We start from the raw sequence: 15711 nt of genomic DNA on the forward strand, positions 1-15711 counted from the left end.
CAATGACTTTTGCCAAACCGCCTAAAGCTCAGTAAATTCAGCAAAGTTCAGGGTTTTGGGGGTTAGAGGCATGCTCTTCTTGCGCTCAAGCGAAAGATTGCTGTGATCAATGATCAATGCTGCTTTTTGCCCGATTGATAAGGGATCCCCAAAAGCTTGTCAGGGAGTGATCTGGAACTCCAGGTTGTAGGTTTGGAGTAAGTTTATGGTTTCGTGATCGGTGATGTTGGTGTCGGCCAGCTCCAAGTTGTAGAAATCGATGAACTCTTCGTGGTCAAAATAGGGGCCGGCATGCCAGGTACCCATCTCCAGTTTGATAAAGCGATCCCCAGGCACCCGAAAGGCTTGAATCTGATCCACGTGCAGCTCATCGGCAGGGGGTGCAACACCAATAAACCACTCCTTGCCATTGAGGGATCCCAGGCACTGGGTGCAGCGGATGTGGTGGGTGATCTGAGTAAACTTGAGGCCGCGGCGAGGCAAGCGCATGATGTAAAAGCGGGGCTGCCCTTGATTCAAGAACAACTGAGCATCTTGACTGTCGAAGGGTTTGTGATCGGGAGTGGGGCAAATGACCTGTCCGTAGGGGGCAAAGTTTTCCGGTTCAGCGAGATGGGCCTTCAGTTGGCGCAATTGGCTGGTCACCCTGCTCTTCTCCTTTGCGTTTGACGAGCTGTCTTGTGTCTCACTGTTGCCCTACAACTTGAGCACGAGGGCGTGAAGACGCAAACAGCCCAGCGAACCCTATTCTATCGAGACTTGGCCAGGCAGCTTCCCTTCTGGGAAGGGATCCCTGAGCAAGCCCAAGCTGCTCAAGGTCGCAAGTACAATGGGAAAACTTCCCAGCCTCAGCAGAGTAAATGGCGATGCAGCGGGACTTACAAGAGCTGATCATCTCCCCAGCTCAAGTTGAAAGCCTCTCTCAAGTGCCGGTGGCTTGGTTGTATCGGCCTCAGCCCGTTCGTCGCTTTAAGGATCGCCTGCGCCAGTTCTCCGCTTTCTGGGATCTCCTACGCTTGTTGCTGACGCTGGACTTGTTCTTGCGTTTCTTGACCTTCTGGACAGGGGGATCCCTACTTACCCTGGTGGGGCGGATTTGGATCCCTGGCCTACAGGCCACTTGGGGCACTTGGCTGGTGGAATGGGGGATCCTGGCGGCTATTGCCGCCCTGGGCCAAGCCTATTGGATTTTCCGCAGCCGTCGCATGCCGCTGCTGTTGAACTTGCTGGGGGAAGTGGATCGCTACAACCGAATCATCCAGGCCATCCACGTCAACGACCAGTTGGTGGAAGCGGGCAACCCCGAGGTGAAGCTGGCCCAGAGGGCTGAGGTGATCGAAGCCCTGAAACTGACCCGGGCCGATCTCATCCGTGCCTTGAAAACCGAACGGATCTTGCGGCAAAACGAAGACCTGATCGAGCAGCAGAGCGAGTTCTTCGGCGATAACTTGGCAGCTTTGACAGCTCTGCAGGTGAGCGAGCAGGCCAGCGAACAGGGTCGTATCCTAGAGACTGCTTTACAGATTGCTTTGCAGGTGCGCTCGCAAATCCGCCGCTTACAAGAGCGAGAAGCCAACCACCCCCCAAACAGGGATCCAGACAAGATTGAGAAAGATCAGCAGGATAGAGATGGCAACTCAGATGGGCAGTGAAACAGATGGTTATTTTTGTCGGCAGGCGGCGCTGTGGGTTCTAATCCTTGGGAGAAAGTTGAGGTTGATTGCACCGCGTTAGCAGGTCGGAGACCGAAATTGGAGTGACCCCATCTCCCTGATTGGTGCTAAATCCCCGCTCTGCACTATTCCGCACTGTCAAGATCGCCTGCCGGCGCTACACTGGGGCTGGTCTTTGATCCCTCTGTCATCCACACACCTCTAGATGAGCCTTTTGGCCCGCTCCCTCAGCTACGCCCAGAACCACAGCGACATGCTGTTTCAAGCTTTCGTCCAACACCTGCAACTGGTGGCGGTGCCTTTGGGAATGGGGCTGCTGTTGGGTTTGCCGCTGGGCTTTTTCAGCTCCCGCTCCCAGATGCTTTCCCTGGTGGTGATCAATGCGTTTAGCAGCCTGCGGGTGATCCCCAGTTTGGCCATTTTGTTTTTGGCCATCCCCTATTTTGGCCTTAGCTTCCGTTCGGCAGTCGTCGCGCTAACCCTCCTGGCTTTGCCCCCCATTCTGATCAGCACGGATGTGGCCTTCCGCAGCCTTGAGCCGGCCCTGCGTGAAGCCGCCTTGAGCATGGGCATGACCCCTGCCCAGGTGTTGCGACATGTGGAGATCCCCTTGGCTTTGCCGGTGATCCTGGCCGGTGTTAAAACGGCTACCATTGAGGTGATTGCCAGTGCTACTCTGGCAGCGTTTATCGGCGCAGGAGGGCTGGGTACTTTCATTACCCTAGGGTTTGCTCTCTATGACAACGCCATCTTGCTGGTGGGGGCGGTTCCAGTGGCCCTTCTGGCTATTGCGGCCGAGATCGGCCTTGGCACTCTGCAGCGGGCTTTGGAACCTCCCCAAGCCTGAGGTTCTGTGAGGGATCCCATGCCGTCTTCCTCTAGTTCTTCTGAAGTGCGATCCCGGTGGCCTTTCCGCTCCATTCCTTTGCGGGTGGCGTTGCTGCTGCCCCTAGTGCTCTCAGTAGCAGGGGGAGTGGGGGGAGTGGCCTATCTCTCCTGGCAGGGCGGGCGACACCTGGCGCTGCGCTTGACGGAGCAACTGAGGCGGGAAGTTACCGACCGCACCGAAGAGCATCTTGCCAGATATTTGCAAATTCCCCTTCAGATCAATGCCCTCAATCAAGGGGCAGTGAGGGGGGGGCTGCTGCCCGATTTGACAACCCCCAGCCCAGCCGATCTAGAGGTGCTGGAAGCTCACTTTGCCCGCCAGTTGCAGCCATTTCCTGAGCTCAGCTATGTCGGCTTTGTCTCGGCTCAAGGGGGGTTTGTGATCGCCCGCCGTCACGCCGATGGGTCGATCTGGACTTACCACACACCCGGCCTCTTGCCGGGATCCGCCCAGGGCCGCCAACGGGATCCGGAAACAGGGGATCCCACAGGGTTCACTCGCCGGTTGGGCTTTGTGGATCTGAGGCAGTTGTTCTGGTTTCCCCAGCTCCTGCAGTCGGAAGGGATCCGCGACACTTGGGTGGTAACCCGATTTTTTGCGGAGCTTCCTGCCCAGGATCCAGAGCGGCTGATCGTGACGTCCCTGTCTCTGACCGACTCGGAGGGACGGGTTTATGGCAGCTTGGTGGCTTCCCTGTCCATTCAGCAGCTTCAGGCTTTTCTGGAACGAGTACAAGGCAGCTCTGCTGTGGGGGTGAGCTTTCTGCTGGACGAGGAAGGACAGGTGGTGGCCAGTACGGCGGGGCCTGCTCCCCATCCGCTGCTGGTGGCTGTGCAAGAGCAGGTGGGCTCCTGGGGGACGGCCTCTTCCCAAGATTCGCTGCGCCTCGTGGTTGGCGGGATCCCCTACTGGGCGGAGGTGGAGTCCGTTCAGAGTGAAGGGAGGCTAGGTTTTTATTTCGTGTACGGGATCCCAGAGGCAACCCTTCTGGCCGAAGTCCATCGGGGCGCCCAACAGGCTGCGCTGCTGGGGGGTGGGCTATTGCTGAGCATGCTGGGGACAGGGATCCTCCTCGGCGAAGCTCTCTCCCGTCCCCTGCGCCGCCTCACCCAAATCGCCGAGCAATTTATCCAAAGCGGCTTCCAGCCCTGGCCCCCTTTGGATCCCGGCCCCATCCAGGAGGTGCAGACGCTAACCAAAGCCTGGCAGCAGGCGGCAGCAGCTCAGCAGGCCCTGCTGGATCGTCTGTGGCAGCAGCAGCAAGAATACCGCGCCGTGGTGGAGCAGCAGACAGAGCTCATTTGCCGCTTTCGGCCCGATACCTGCATCACCTTCGTCAATCCTGCCTACTTGCGCTTTTTTGGCTGTTCGGCAGAAGAGAAGTTGGGCACCTGCTGGCAGGAGCGTCTGCCGGAAGAAGAGCGGGAGGAAGTGTTGCAAGCTTTTGCCGCCCTCACTCCTGAAAGTCCCTTTTACAGCAGCGAGCGGGAGTACCCCGGAGAAAACGGCCAGTCCCGCTGGATTAGCTGGGTAGATCAGGGCATTTTCGACAGCCGAGGCCGCCTGGTGGAGATCCTATCGGTGGGACGGGAGCTCACCGAGCAGAAACGGGCAGAACAGCAGTTGCAGGCCCTCAACCGGGAGCTGGAAGCCCAGGTGGAGCTGCGCACGGCCAAGCTGCAGCAAGCCTTGCATTTTGAGGGGGTGCTGCGCGCCATCAGCAGCCGGATGGTGGTCAGCCTAAACGAGGGGGAAATCCTGGAAGAAGTGGTCAAAACCCTTGCCGAAGCGCTAAGCCTGACCTGCTGCCAAATCCTGCTGCTTTTAGAAGATGGGTCAACCTGGATCCCCGGCTACTGCTACTCCCCCCTTCTCTCTTCTGATGCAGCTCAGGGCGACAGGGCGGATCCCTTGCATGGCCGAGACTACGCCAGCGACCCGGAGTTCTTGCGCCTGCTGCAGTCCCATTCTTCCTCACAGCAGAAATGGGAAATCCACTGCTGTTGTCGGAAGGAAGGACGCTGGGTGCGGCTGCTGGCCTGCACCCTTTGGGACAAAGAGAAGCGGCTGGGAGCTTTGCTGTTGGAGCGGCTGCCGGAGCAAGAGTTTTCCGAAGACGAGATTCAACTGGCCTATCAGGTGGCCAACTTGTGTGCCCTGGCCATTCGCCAAGCCCGTCTGTACCAAGCAGCCCAAGCGCAGGTGAAGGAATTGGAGCGGCTGAATCTGCTGAAGGATGATTTCCTCAGCACCGTCTCCCACGAGCTGCGCACCCCCATGACCAATGTGCGCATGGCCTTGCAAATGCTGCAAATGACCAGCGATAACCCCGAGAAACAGCGGCACTACTTCACCATTGCCCTGAAAGAGTGCAACCGGCAAATCGAGCTCATTAACGACCTGCTGGATATGCGACGGCTGGAAGCCGGGACGTATCTGCTGCAACCAGAGAATATTTTTCTGCCGCGGTATTTACAAGATTTGCTGGCCGGGGCTCAGCCTTTGGCCCAAGCCAAACATCAACACCTGCAACTGCACCTGGAGGCAGGGATCCCCTCGCTTTGGGCCGACCCCACCTGCTTGGGGCGCATTCTGCGCGAGCTGCTGCACAACGCCATCAAGTACACGGATCCTGAGGGATCCATCCACCTGCGGGCTGTCTCAGAAGGGCAGGGGATCCTCTTCGTCTGCAGCAACAGCAGCGAGATCCCAGAGCCAGAGCTGCCCCGCATCTTTGAAAAGTTTTACCGGATCCCGCAATCGGATCGCTGGAAGCACGGCGGCACCGGCCTGGGGCTGGCTTTGGTGAAGCAACTGGTGGAGCACATGGGGGGGAATATCTCCGTCAACAGCTCGGACGGATGGACCCACTTCCAAGTTTGGTTGCCCCAAGGTGAGGATCCTGCTCCGCCATTGCCCGGCCCACCCCCAATGTCAGAAGACCTCCCCTTTTGGAAAGAGGCTGGGGGTGAGGGGCATACCTGACCCCTATCCCGGCAAGACTTGTTGCTGCCAGAGGGCCTCCAGTTGCACCGTGTATTCGGAGTTCACGATGGGCACTGCCCCGGCAATGGCCTCTTGAATGGGGATCCCGGCAGCAGCCTCCAGCTGGGCAAAAGCTGTTTGGTAGTCGGCAGACAACCGGCTGACATCAATGAGCGGCAGATCCCCCCAGACCTCCGGCTTGAACTTTTCCAATTGCCCCTCCGGGCTGGCCAAAACCTCCGCCAAGACCATCGCCCCCCAAGGATTGGCCGCATTGATGGGAATGGCCGTGAACGAGGGATCGATCAAGCTGGTGCCCGGGATCCCATAGGGGGTGGTGCTGGGAGGAAATTGGCCGTTGCCCTTGCGCAAGATCACCTGATCGATAAAGGTGGGGATGAGCCACACTTCGCCATTGGCAAAGAGCTCCGCCAGGCGGGCAAAGGTGGGCGGGTAGGTTTGGCCCCGCCTCCACAAGAAGGGATCCAGCTTTCTCAGGTATTCCACCAGGGCAGGGGATTGTCGCGCCCAGAGATCGGCATCGAAGTCCGGCCCGCTGTACTGGGCATAGCCCCCGGTCACGCCGTAGAAGGCGCTCAACAAAAAGCGGCTGCCATGAAAATCCGGCGGGGCCACGTAGGTAAATCGCCCTGGGTTGGCCTCTGCCCAAGCCAACAGTTCGGCGTGGCTCTGGGGGGGCTTGGGCACCCGCTCGGCATCATAGGCCATTAAAAAGTAGTTGCCGGTGTAGGGTGCAGAATAGCCCTCGGTGGGCAGGCCAAAATCCGTTGCAATATCGGCGGGATCGTAGAAGGGCAAGCTGGGCAATTTCTCAGCAAAAGGGCCGAAGAGCAAATTCCCCTGCTTGAGGGTGCGGAAGTTGTTGCCATTGATCCAGATGAGATCGATGCTGCCGCCGCTGAGCAGCCCGGCCTGTACCTCCCCAATCACCTTGTTGACTGCTTCAACGGTATCCGTGAGCGGGATCCGGTTCAAGCGAATGCCATAACGCTCCTGCAACTGGCTTTTCACCCAGCCATCCACGAAGCCATTGATGGCCTCGCTGCCGCTCCACATGGCCCAGTTGACAGAGCTGCCCCGCGCCCGCTCCAGAATGTCTGCCCAGCTCAGGGATCCCAGATCCACCATGTTCTGGGAGGTGTTCTGGGCAAACGGAGAGCCTTGACTCAACACCCAAGCCCCCAAGGATCCCAGGCCGGCCAATACCTGCCGCCGCTTCCAGAAAACGCTTTTGAGTTGCATAGCCTTGCCACCATCCCCATCAAACTTTCAGGTTTCAGATTCAACTTAAACTCTCCCCTCCTCCTTTGGGAAAAGGGCCGGGGGTGAGGGATCCCCGCCAACCCCCACAGGCCACAGAGCCTCTGGCGGCAAATGGATCCACACTGCCTGCCCCGGCGCAAACACCTGATGGGGGGCCACCCAGGCCTGCAGACTGCCCCAAGGGGTTTGTAAGGTCAGCCGTCGCTGGGTGCCCGCAAAGCGTTCCGCCATCACTTGAGCGGAGAAAACATTGTCGGCCAAGCCGGGCGGCTGGGGAAACACCTGCACCTGTTCCGGGCGCACCGTCAGCCGCACCTGACCTTGGAGTGGCGCGGCGCTTTTCAAGAGGATCCCGTCGTTGAGGCGAAGCTGGTGACCCTCCGCCTGCGCATCGAAAAAATTGACCCCGCCAAAAAAGCGGGCAATGCGCTCGGAGCGCGGCTGCTGATAGAACTCCACAGGGGATCCCACCTGGTGTAGCTGCCCCTCAAACATCAGGCCGATGCGTTGGGCCATAGCTGTGGCTTCTGCTTGATCGTGGGTAACCAGCACCGTCGTCACCCCTGTTTCCGCCTGCAGCTCCAGGATGAGAGCCTGCATCTCTTGGCGCAGGTTGGCATCCAGGGCCGACAAAGGTTCATCCAACAGCAGCACCTTGGGCCGAATCACCAAAGCCCGCGCCAGGGCCACCCGCTGCGCTTGTCCGCCAGAAAGCTGGCTAGGCCGACGCTGAGCCAATCCGGGCAATTGCACCCGCTCCAACATGCGCCAGGCGGCAGCCTCCCGCTCTGCCCGGGGAATGCCCCGCATTTTCAGGCCAAAAGCGACGTTTTCCCCCACGCTCAGGTGGGGAAACAGGCGGCTGTGTTGGGACAGCAAAGTCACGCCGCGCCGTTCCGGCGGCAGAGGGTTGAGGGGGATCCCGTCCAGCCAGATTTCCCCCGGATAGGGCAAGGGATCCGGCTCCAGCAGGCCGGCGATGAGATTGAGGGTGGTGGACTTGCCGCAGCCCGACGGCCCCAGCAGGGCGAAGATCTCCCCTGCCTCCACGCTCAAAGACAAATCCCTGAGGACAGGGATCCCTCCCTTGTGGAAGCGCTTGCTGAGGTGGCGGAGAACAAGGTGGCCCATGCTTGAGTTACCGGTCAACCTCCCAAGGAGCTCTCAAGCTCTCCCAAATTAGAACAGAAAATACCGCTGCGCCATGGGCAGCACCTCTGCCGGCTCGCAGGTGAGCAATTCTCCATCGGCCCGCACTTCATAGGTCTCCGGGTTCACCTCAATGTGGGGAGTGGCGGTATTGAGTTTCAAATCCGCTTTGCCGATCTCGCGGCAATTTTTGACCGCTACGGCCCGGCGCTGGATCCCCAATTTCTCCGGGATCCCCAAGTCTAGAGCAGCCTGGGAGACAAAGAGGAGGCTGGTCTCGGTCAGGGCGCGGCCAAAGCTGCCGAACATGGGGCGGGGGTACACCGGCTGCGGGGTTGGAATGGAAGCATTGGGATCCCCCATCTGGGCGTAGGCAATCAGGCCCCCCTTCAGGACGATTTCCGGCTTAACCCCAAAAAAGGCCGGCTTCCACAGACACAGATCCGCCAGTTTTCCCACCTCCACCGACCCGATGACGTGGCTGAGGCCCTGGGCGATGGCGGGGCAGATGGTGTACTTGGCTACGTAACGCTTGGCCCGGAAGTTGTCGTTGCGGCTGCTGTCTTGCGGCAAAGGCCCCCGCTGCACCTTCATCTTGTGAGCCGTCTGCCAAGTGCGGATGATTACCTCCCCCACCCGGCCCATGGCCTGGGAGTCGGAAGAGATGATGCTGAACACCCCCATGTCATGCAAGATGTCTTCGGCGGCAATAGTTTGGGGGCGAATGCGGCTTTCGGCAAAAGCAATATCCTCCGGCACATTCTTGCTCAGGTGGTGACACACCATCAGCATGTCCAGATGCTCTTCGATGGTATTGCGGGTAAAGGGGCGGGTGGGATTGGTGGAGCTGGGCAGCACGTTGGGCTCCGAGGCAATGCGAATGATATCGGGGGCATGCCCACCCCCGGCCCCTTCGGTGTGAAAGGTGTGAATGGTGCGGCCATTGATGGCGGCGATGGTATCTTCCACAAAAGCCGATTCATTTAAAGTATCGGTGTGGATGAGGGTTTGGACGTCGTACTCATCCGAGACTTGCAAACAGCTGTCGATCACCGCCGGCGTGGATCCCCAATCTTCATGGATCTTGAGGCCGCAGGCCCCCGCTTCCACCTGTTCCCGCAAAGCTGCGGGAAAAGCCGCGTTTCCCTTGCCAAAGAAGCCCAAATTGACGGGGAACCCCTCCGCCGCCTGCAACATCTTGCCCAAGTTCCAAGCTCCAGGGGTGCAGGTGGTGGCGTTGCTGCCTGTGGCCGGCCCAGTTCCGCCCCCCAAAAGGGTGGTCACTCCCGAGGCGATGGCAAACTCGCACAGCTGCGGACAGATGAAATGCACATGGGCATCGATCCCGCCCGCTGTCAGGATCAGGTTTTCCCCGGCAATCACCTCAGTGCTGGGGCCAACCACCATGCCCGGCGTCACCCCCGCTTGGATGTTGGGGTTGCCGGCTTTGCCAATGCCGACAATGTAGCCATCGCGAATGCCCACATCCGCCTTGACAATGCCCCACCAGTCCAGGATCAGGGCGTTGGTGATCACCAGATCCAAGGCCCCGTTGGCGCGGGTGGCCGTCGGCGATTGCCCCATGCCATCGCGGATGGTTTTGCCGCCCCCAAACTTAATCTCCTCGCCGTAGGTGGTGAAATCCTCCTCCACCTCGATGATCAGTTCGGTATCCGCCAGGCGCACCCGATCCCCTACGGTGGGGCCGTAGTTGCTGACGTATTGGCGACGGGGAATCTCTAGGGTCATAGGGTGGTATCTGCAAAAGGGCTGCCAGGGTTTTACCACACATCCCCACCCAGGGGATCCCTTGCTGCTTGTTGTCTGGGGGGATCCCTTGCTGCTTGTTGTCTGGTTTCAACCCTTCATTAGAACCCATTGGGTCGACTGAAAATTCGTTACATATATTTACATCTATGATCGAAGAAACAATTGCCAATCGACTCCAGCCTCGATGGGACAAGGGATCCCTCGTTTAATTATTGTGAAGCAACTGAGGGCTCACAAACCCTGACCTATAATGCCAGGTAAGTCCTGCCCTGGGGGAATCTTCTGCCAAGGGGTAGGGATGCTTCGTTCCTTGTCGCAAGAGAGGAGTTCTTGATGACAACTACGCCAAAGGAGCGAGAGCCGAAGGTCAAGGTGTCGGTTGACGTGGATCCGGTTCCCACCTCATTTGAGAAATGGGCCAAGCCGGGCCACTTCGATCGCAGCCTATCCCGTGGCCCCAAGACCACGACCTGGATCTGGAACCTCCATGCTCTTGCTCATGACTTCGACAGTCACACCAGCGACTTAGAAGACGTCTCTCGTAAGATCTTTTCCGCTCACTTCGGCCACTTGGCAGTGGTTTTCGTCTGGCTGAGCGGCATGTACTACCACGGAGCTCAGTTCTCCAACTATTCTGCTTGGCTGGCGGATCCGATCAACGTCAAGCCCAGCGCCCAAGTGGTCTGGCCCATCTTCGGCCAAGAGATCCTGAATGGGGATGTGGGCGGCGGCTTCGAAGGGATCCGCATTACTTCTGGTCTATTTCACCTCTGGCGAGCTGCCGGCATCACCAATGAGTTTCAACTCCTCTGCACCGCCATCGGTGGCTTGGTGATGGCCGGGTTGTGCCTGTTCGCCGGCTGGTTCCACTACCACAAGCGGGCTCCCAAGCTGGAGTGGTTCCAAAATGTGGAATCGATGCTCAACCACCACCTAGCGGGCCTGCTGGGGCTGGGTTCTTTGGCCTGGGCCGGTCACCAAATCCACGTGTCCATTCCCATCAACAAGATGTTGGATGCGGGCGTGCCGGCTGACCAGGTGCCCTTGCCCCACGAGTTCATCCTCAACCCGGCCCTGATGAAGGAGATGTTCCCCAGCGTGGATTGGGGCATCTTCAGCGGGGTGGTGCCCTTCTTTACCTTGGATTGGGGCAAGTACGCGGAGTTTCTCACCTTCAAGGGTGGCCTGGATCCGCAGAACGGCGCCCTCTGGCTGACCGACCAAGCCCACCACCACTTGGCCATTGCTGTGCTCTTTATCGTGGCCGGCCACATGTACCGCACCAACTGGGGCATCGGCCACTCCATTAAAGAGATCCTGGAAGCCCACAAAGGCCCCTTCACCGGCGAAGGCCACAAGGGCCTCTACGAAGTGCTCACCACCTCCTGGCATGCCCAACTGGCCATCAACTTGGCCATGGTGGGATCCCTGAGCATCATCGTGGCGCAGCACATGTACGCCATGAACCCCTACCCCTACATGGGCATCGACTACGCCACCCAGATCTCCCTGTTTACCCACCACATGTGGATAGGCGGCTTCTTCGTGGTGGGGGGTGCTGCCCACGGGGCCATTTACATGGTGCGGGACTACGACCCGGCGGTGAACCGCAACAACGTGTTGGATCGGGTATTGCGCCACCGCGACGCCATCATCAGCCACCTGAACTGGGTGTGTCTGTTCTTGGGCTTCCACGCCTTTGGCTTCTACGTCCACAACGACACGATGCAAGCCCTGGGCCGTCCGCAGGACATGTTCTCGGACACCGGGATCCAACTGCAGCCCATCTTTGCCCAGTGGATTCAGTCGCTGCACACTTCGGCCATTGCCAGCACCGCTCCCTATGTGGGCGCCTCGGTTAGCCCCATCTTTGGTGGCGACGTGGTGGCTGTGGGTGGCAAGGTGTCCATGATGCCCATGGTGCTGGGCACGGCGGACTTCATGGTGCACCACATCCACGCCATGACCATCCACATTACGGTGCTGATCCTGCTCAAGGGGGTGTTGTTTGCCCGCTCCTCTCGCCTGATCCCGGACAAAGGCAAGCTGGGCTTCCGCTTCCCCTGCGATGGCCCGGGCCGCGGCGGCACCTGCCAGGTCTCCGGCTGGGATCACGTGTTCCTGGGGCTGTTCTGGATGTACAACTGCATCTCCATCGTGATCTTCCACTTCAGCTGGAAGATGCAGAGCGACATCTGGGGCACCGTCAACGCCGATGGCACGATTGAGCACATCACCGGCGGCAACTTTGCGGCCAGCGCCGTCAACATCAACGGCTGGTTGCGGGACTTCCTGTGGGCGCAATCGGTGCAGGTGATCAACTCCTACGGCTCGGCGCTGTCGGCCTATGGGCTGCTCTTCTTGGGCGCTCACTTCGTCTGGGCCTTCAGCCTGATGTTCTTGTTCAGCGGTCGCGGCTACTGGCAGGAGCTCATTGAGTCGATCGTTTGGGCCCACAACAAGCTAAAAGTCGCTCCGGCCATTCAACCCCGCGCTCTGAGCATCATTCAGGGTCGGGCGGTCGGTGTGGCCCACTACCTGTTGGGAGGGATCGTCACCACCTGGGCGTTCTTCCTGGCACGGTTCGGCGCACTCGGCTAAGGCAAGGAGGAAGAGAGAATCATGACAACTGCAACTCGTTTTCCCCAATTCAGCCAAGACCTGGCCAGCGATCCCACCACGCGTCGGCTGTGGTATGGCATTGCCACCGCCCACGACTTCGAGACCCACGATGGCATGACGGAGGAGCGGCTTTACCAAAAGCTGTTCGCCACCCACTTTGGCCATCTGGCAATCATCTTCCTGTGGGCCTCCGGCAACGTCTTCCACATCGCCTGGCAAGGCAACTATGAGCAATGGGTAGCCAACCCCACCGGTGTTACGCCCATCGCCCACGCCATCTGGGATCCCCACTTTGGCAAGGCAGCGGTGGAAGCCTTTACCCAACCGGGGGGCGGCGGCCCCGTCAACGCGGCCTACTCTGGCCTGTACTACTGGTTCAACACCATTGGCCTGCGCACCAACGGCGATCTCTACGCCGGTGCCATTGGCCTGTTGTTGTTGGCGGCGGTGTTTCTGTTTGCCGGCTGGCTGCACCTGCAGCCCCGCTTCCGGCCTAGCCTGAGCTGGTTCAAGAACGCTGAAGCCCGTCTCAACCACCACCTGGCCGGCTTGTTTGGGGTCAGTTCCCTGGCTTGGACTGGTCACCTGGTACACGTCGCCATCCCCGAGTCCCGCGGGCAGCACGTAGGCTGGGACAACTTCCTTACCACTCTGCCCCACCCGGCAGGTCTGAAGCCCTTCTTTACCCTCAACTGGGGGGTGTATGCCCAGAACCCGGACACGGCCAACCATGTCTGGGGCACGGCAGAAGGGGCGGGCACGGCCATCCTCACTTTCTTGGGTGGCTTTAACCCCAACACCCAGTCCCTGTGGCTGACGGACATGGCCCACCACCACCTGGCCATCGCGGTGATCTTCATCGTGGCCGGCCACATGTACCGCACCAACTGGGGCATTGGCCATAGCATCCGGGAGATCCTTGGCGCCCACAACCCCCCCAAGGGCACTCCCTTCGGGGGCCTGCTGGGAGAAGGCCACAAAGGTCTCTACGACACGGTCAACAACTCCCTGCACTTCCAGTTGGCTCTGGCCTTGGCCTGTCTGGGGGTGGTGACCTCGCTGGTGGCGCAGCACATGTACGCCCTTAACCCCTACGTGTTCATGTCCATGGATCACACCACAGAGGCGGCTCTCTACACCCATCACCAGTACATTGCTGGCTTCTTGATGGTGGGGGCGTTTGCCCACGGGGCCATCTTCCTGGTGCGGGACTACGATCCTGAGGCCAACAAGAACAACGTGCTGGCGCGGGTGCTGGATCACAAGGAAGCGATTATCTCCCACCTCAGCTGGGTATCGCTGTTCCTGGGCTTCCACACCCTGGGGCTGTACGTCCACAACGACGTCATGCAGGCCTTTGGCACGCCGGAGAAGCAGATCTTGATCGAGCCGGTGTTTGCTCAGTTCATCCAGGCCTCTCACGGCAAGATGATCTACGGCATGGATGTGTTGTTGTCCAACCCCGACAGCCTTGCTTCTACCGCTTGGCCCAACTACGGCAACGTGTGGCTGCCGGGCTGGCTGCAGGCCATCAACGATCCCAATGGATCCCTGTTCCTGCCCATTGGCCCGGGTGACTTCCTGGTGCACCACGCCATTGCCCTGGGCCTGCACACCACCACCTTGATCCTGGTGAAAGGTGCGTTGGATGCTCGCGGCTCTAAGCTGATGCCGGATAAAAAAGACTTCGGCTACAGCTTCCCCTGCGATGGCCCGGGTCGGGGTGGCACCTGCGACATCTCCGCCTGGGATGCCTTCTACCTGGCCATGTTCTGGATGCTGAACACCATCGGCTGGGTTACCTTCTACTGGCACTGGAAGCAGCTTGGGGTTTGGAGCGGCAACACTGCCCAGTTCAACGAGAACTCCACCTACCTGATGGGCTGGCTGCGGGATTACCTCTGGGCCAACTCCGCCCAGTTGATCAACGGCTACAACCCCTACGGGATGAATAACCTGGCGGTTTGGGCCTGGATGTTCCTGTTCGGCCACCTGGTGTGGGCAACTGGGTTCATGTTCTTGATCTCCTGGCGCGGCTACTGGCAAGAGCTGATCGAGACCTTGGTGTGGGCGCATGAGCGCACTCCCTTGGCCAAGCTGATCCGCTGGAAAGACAAGCCGGTGGCCATGTCGATTGTCCAAGGTCGTCTGGTGGGTCTGGCCCACTTCACGGTGGGTTACGTGTTGACCTACGCGGCCTTTGTTATCGCCTCGACAGCCTCTCAGTCGGGGTAGCCAGCCCATAACCTGCTGAATAGGGATCCCTTGGCTTGTCCGGGGATCCCTTTTTTGTGAGTTGGTAGAGTGGTGATATGAAGTTTAGGGTCTGATGAGTTTGGTCGATGACTCTAGCCGCCCGATTGGATCCCTATATCAGGCGATATACCTTTGAGGAGTTTCATCGACTGATTGAGTCTGGACAGATTGAAGAGCCCAATCAGTTGGAGCTGATTGACGGGCTCCTGGTTCAAAAGATGACGAAAGGGGAGAGGCACGCCGCCTACTGTAGCCGCCTGTACCGACTGTTGGTGGGCCTTGTGCAGGAGCAAGCTATTGTGCGCACCCAGGATCCGGTGCAACTGCCCCCCAATCACGAGCCAGAGCCCGACTTTGCCATTGTGCGCTTTCAGCAGGATGAGTACCGCTCTCGGCATCCTCAGCCCGAAGACATCTATCTCATCATCGAAGTGGCTGATTCTTCCCTTACCTATGATCGGGAAGTCAAACTCGGACTCTACGCCAAAGCCGGGATCCCCAACTACTGGATCTTGAACTTGCAAGAGAACTGCCTAGAGACGTACAGCTTGCCAACGGAGTCGGGAGTTTACCAAAAAAGAGAGGCTTACACCCCCAAGGAGAAAGTTGGGATCCCTGGGATCCTGGCTGGAGAGTTGAGTCTGGATCAGCTAGAAATCGCAAGAGCCCCGCACTGTACCCGTAGGGTCAGTGTCGGGAGGAATGCGGAAGTTACGATAGAACCATGACCCAAGTCCTGACCGTCTCCTGTAAGCTCAAGGTGTCCCAGTCGCAGGCCGCAAAGTTGGACGCGACCTTGGATGCCTTTGTGCAGGCGTTGAACTGGGTCAACCAAAACACGCCCGAGAAAGTCACCAACGCCGTTAAGCTCCAGTCTCTGTGCTACCGCGAAATCCGTGCCCGGTTCGGCTTATCCAGTAACTTGGCTCAGCAGGTCTGCAGACGGCTGGCCGGCGCCCGTAAAGTTGCCCAACAGAAAAACCGCCCCGTCAAAGCGTTCAAAGGGGGCTTCGCTACCTACGACGCTCGTATCTTTTCGTTCCGCGAGAAAGACTGGACGGTGTCGCTGACCACGGTGGAGGG

10 protein-coding genes and 1 pseudogene are annotated in these 15711 nt (G+C 59.2%); 7 read left to right on the forward strand and 4 right to left on the reverse strand.

The genetic code is table 11. The annotated features are described in order from the left end of the window. Positions 1-159: 159 nt before the first annotated feature. Positions 160-645: an ureidoglycolate lyase gene (locus tag NW849_RS11145; protein WP_011431703.1), complete on the reverse strand. Its 486-nt coding sequence runs from the start codon at positions 643-645 to the stop codon at positions 160-162. 215 nt (positions 646-860) lie between these two features. On the opposite strand from NW849_RS11145, the gene NW849_RS11150 reads away from it, so the two are divergent. From NW849_RS11150 to NW849_RS11160, 3 genes are all read left to right on the forward strand, one after another. Continuing rightward, on the forward strand, positions 861-1652 hold the full coding sequence (locus NW849_RS11150; protein ID WP_414357694.1) for a hypothetical protein: 792 nt from the start codon (positions 861-863) through the stop codon (positions 1650-1652). Between the two features lie 226 nt (positions 1653-1878). Beyond that, positions 1879-2520, forward strand: a complete 642-nt coding sequence (locus NW849_RS11155; RefSeq protein WP_414357695.1) for an ABC transporter permease — start codon at positions 1879-1881, stop codon at positions 2518-2520. A gap of 18 nt (positions 2521-2538) precedes the next feature. Further along, a complete protein-coding gene (locus NW849_RS11160; RefSeq protein ID WP_414357696.1) occupies positions 2539-5547 on the forward strand; it encodes an ATP-binding protein in 3009 nt (1002 codons plus the stop codon). A gap of 3 nt (positions 5548-5550) precedes the next feature. On the opposite strand, the gene NW849_RS11165 is transcribed toward NW849_RS11160, so the two are convergent. Genes NW849_RS11165 through ureC form a run of 3 tightly spaced genes read right to left on the reverse strand, consistent with a single transcriptional unit; the run spans position 5551 to position 9729 of the window. Beyond that, positions 5551-6810 carry an ABC transporter substrate-binding protein gene (locus NW849_RS11165; RefSeq protein WP_414357697.1) on the reverse strand — a complete coding sequence of 420 codons (1260 nt, stop codon included), beginning with the start codon at positions 6808-6810 and terminating at the stop codon, positions 5551-5553. A 45-nt stretch (positions 6811-6855) separates the two neighbouring features. Continuing rightward, positions 6856-7962: an ABC transporter ATP-binding protein gene (locus NW849_RS11170; RefSeq protein ID WP_414357698.1), complete on the reverse strand. Its 1107-nt coding sequence runs from the start codon at positions 7960-7962 to the stop codon at positions 6856-6858. A gap of 48 nt (positions 7963-8010) precedes the next feature. Then, the gene (ureC, locus tag NW849_RS11175; protein WP_414357699.1) at positions 8011-9729 is read right to left on the reverse strand and encodes an urease subunit alpha; all 1719 of its coding nucleotides are present in this window, start codon (positions 9727-9729) and stop codon (positions 8011-8013) included. Between the two features lie 354 nt (positions 9730-10083). Here ureC and psaA point away from each other — a divergent pair, with 354 nt between their 5' ends. From psaA to NW849_RS11195, 4 genes and pseudogenes are all read left to right on the forward strand, one after another. After that, positions 10084-12351: a photosystem I core protein PsaA gene (psaA, locus tag NW849_RS11180; protein WP_414357700.1), complete on the forward strand. Its 2268-nt coding sequence runs from the start codon at positions 10084-10086 to the stop codon at positions 12349-12351. Between the two features lie 21 nt (positions 12352-12372). Beyond that, the gene (gene psaB / locus NW849_RS11185; RefSeq protein ID WP_011431693.1) at positions 12373-14607 is read left to right on the forward strand and encodes a photosystem I core protein PsaB; all 2235 of its coding nucleotides are present in this window, start codon (positions 12373-12375) and stop codon (positions 14605-14607) included. Between the two features lie 107 nt (positions 14608-14714). Continuing rightward, positions 14715-15356, forward strand: a complete 642-nt coding sequence (locus NW849_RS11190; protein ID WP_414357701.1) for a Uma2 family endonuclease — start codon at positions 14715-14717, stop codon at positions 15354-15356. After that, positions 15353-15711, forward strand: a pseudogene (locus tag NW849_RS11195) (RNA-guided endonuclease TnpB family protein); the annotation flags it as partial. The gene NW849_RS11190 and the pseudogene NW849_RS11195, both read left to right, overlap by 4 nt.

This window comes from Synechococcus sp. R55.3, from assembly GCF_047461975.1.
Lineage (GTDB): Bacteria > Cyanobacteriota > Cyanobacteriia > Thermostichales > Thermostichaceae > Thermostichus.

What these genes read in the sequence shown, in the direction of transcription:
- psaA (WP_414357700.1), top strand. Translation starts at nt 10,084, where the DNA reads ATGACAACTACGCCAAAGGAGCGAGAGCCGAAGGTCAAGGTGTCGGTT.
- NW849_RS11150 (WP_414357694.1), top strand. Translation starts at nt 861, where the DNA reads ATGGCGATGCAGCGGGACTTACAAGAGCTGATCATCTCCCCAGCTCAA.
- NW849_RS11165 (WP_414357697.1), bottom strand. Translation starts at nt 6,810, where the DNA reads ATGCAACTCAAAAGCGTTTTCTGGAAGCGGCGGCAGGTATTGGCCGGC.
- NW849_RS11160 (WP_414357696.1), top strand. Translation starts at nt 2,539, where the DNA reads ATGCCGTCTTCCTCTAGTTCTTCTGAAGTGCGATCCCGGTGGCCTTTC.
- NW849_RS11155 (WP_414357695.1), top strand. Translation starts at nt 1,879, where the DNA reads ATGAGCCTTTTGGCCCGCTCCCTCAGCTACGCCCAGAACCACAGCGAC.
- NW849_RS11170 (WP_414357698.1), bottom strand. Translation starts at nt 7,962, where the DNA reads ATGGGCCACCTTGTTCTCCGCCACCTCAGCAAGCGCTTCCACAAGGGA.
- NW849_RS11190 (WP_414357701.1), top strand. Translation starts at nt 14,715, where the DNA reads ATGACTCTAGCCGCCCGATTGGATCCCTATATCAGGCGATATACCTTT.
- psaB (WP_011431693.1), top strand. Translation starts at nt 12,373, where the DNA reads ATGACAACTGCAACTCGTTTTCCCCAATTCAGCCAAGACCTGGCCAGC.
- ureC (WP_414357699.1), bottom strand. Translation starts at nt 9,729, where the DNA reads ATGACCCTAGAGATTCCCCGTCGCCAATACGTCAGCAACTACGGCCCC.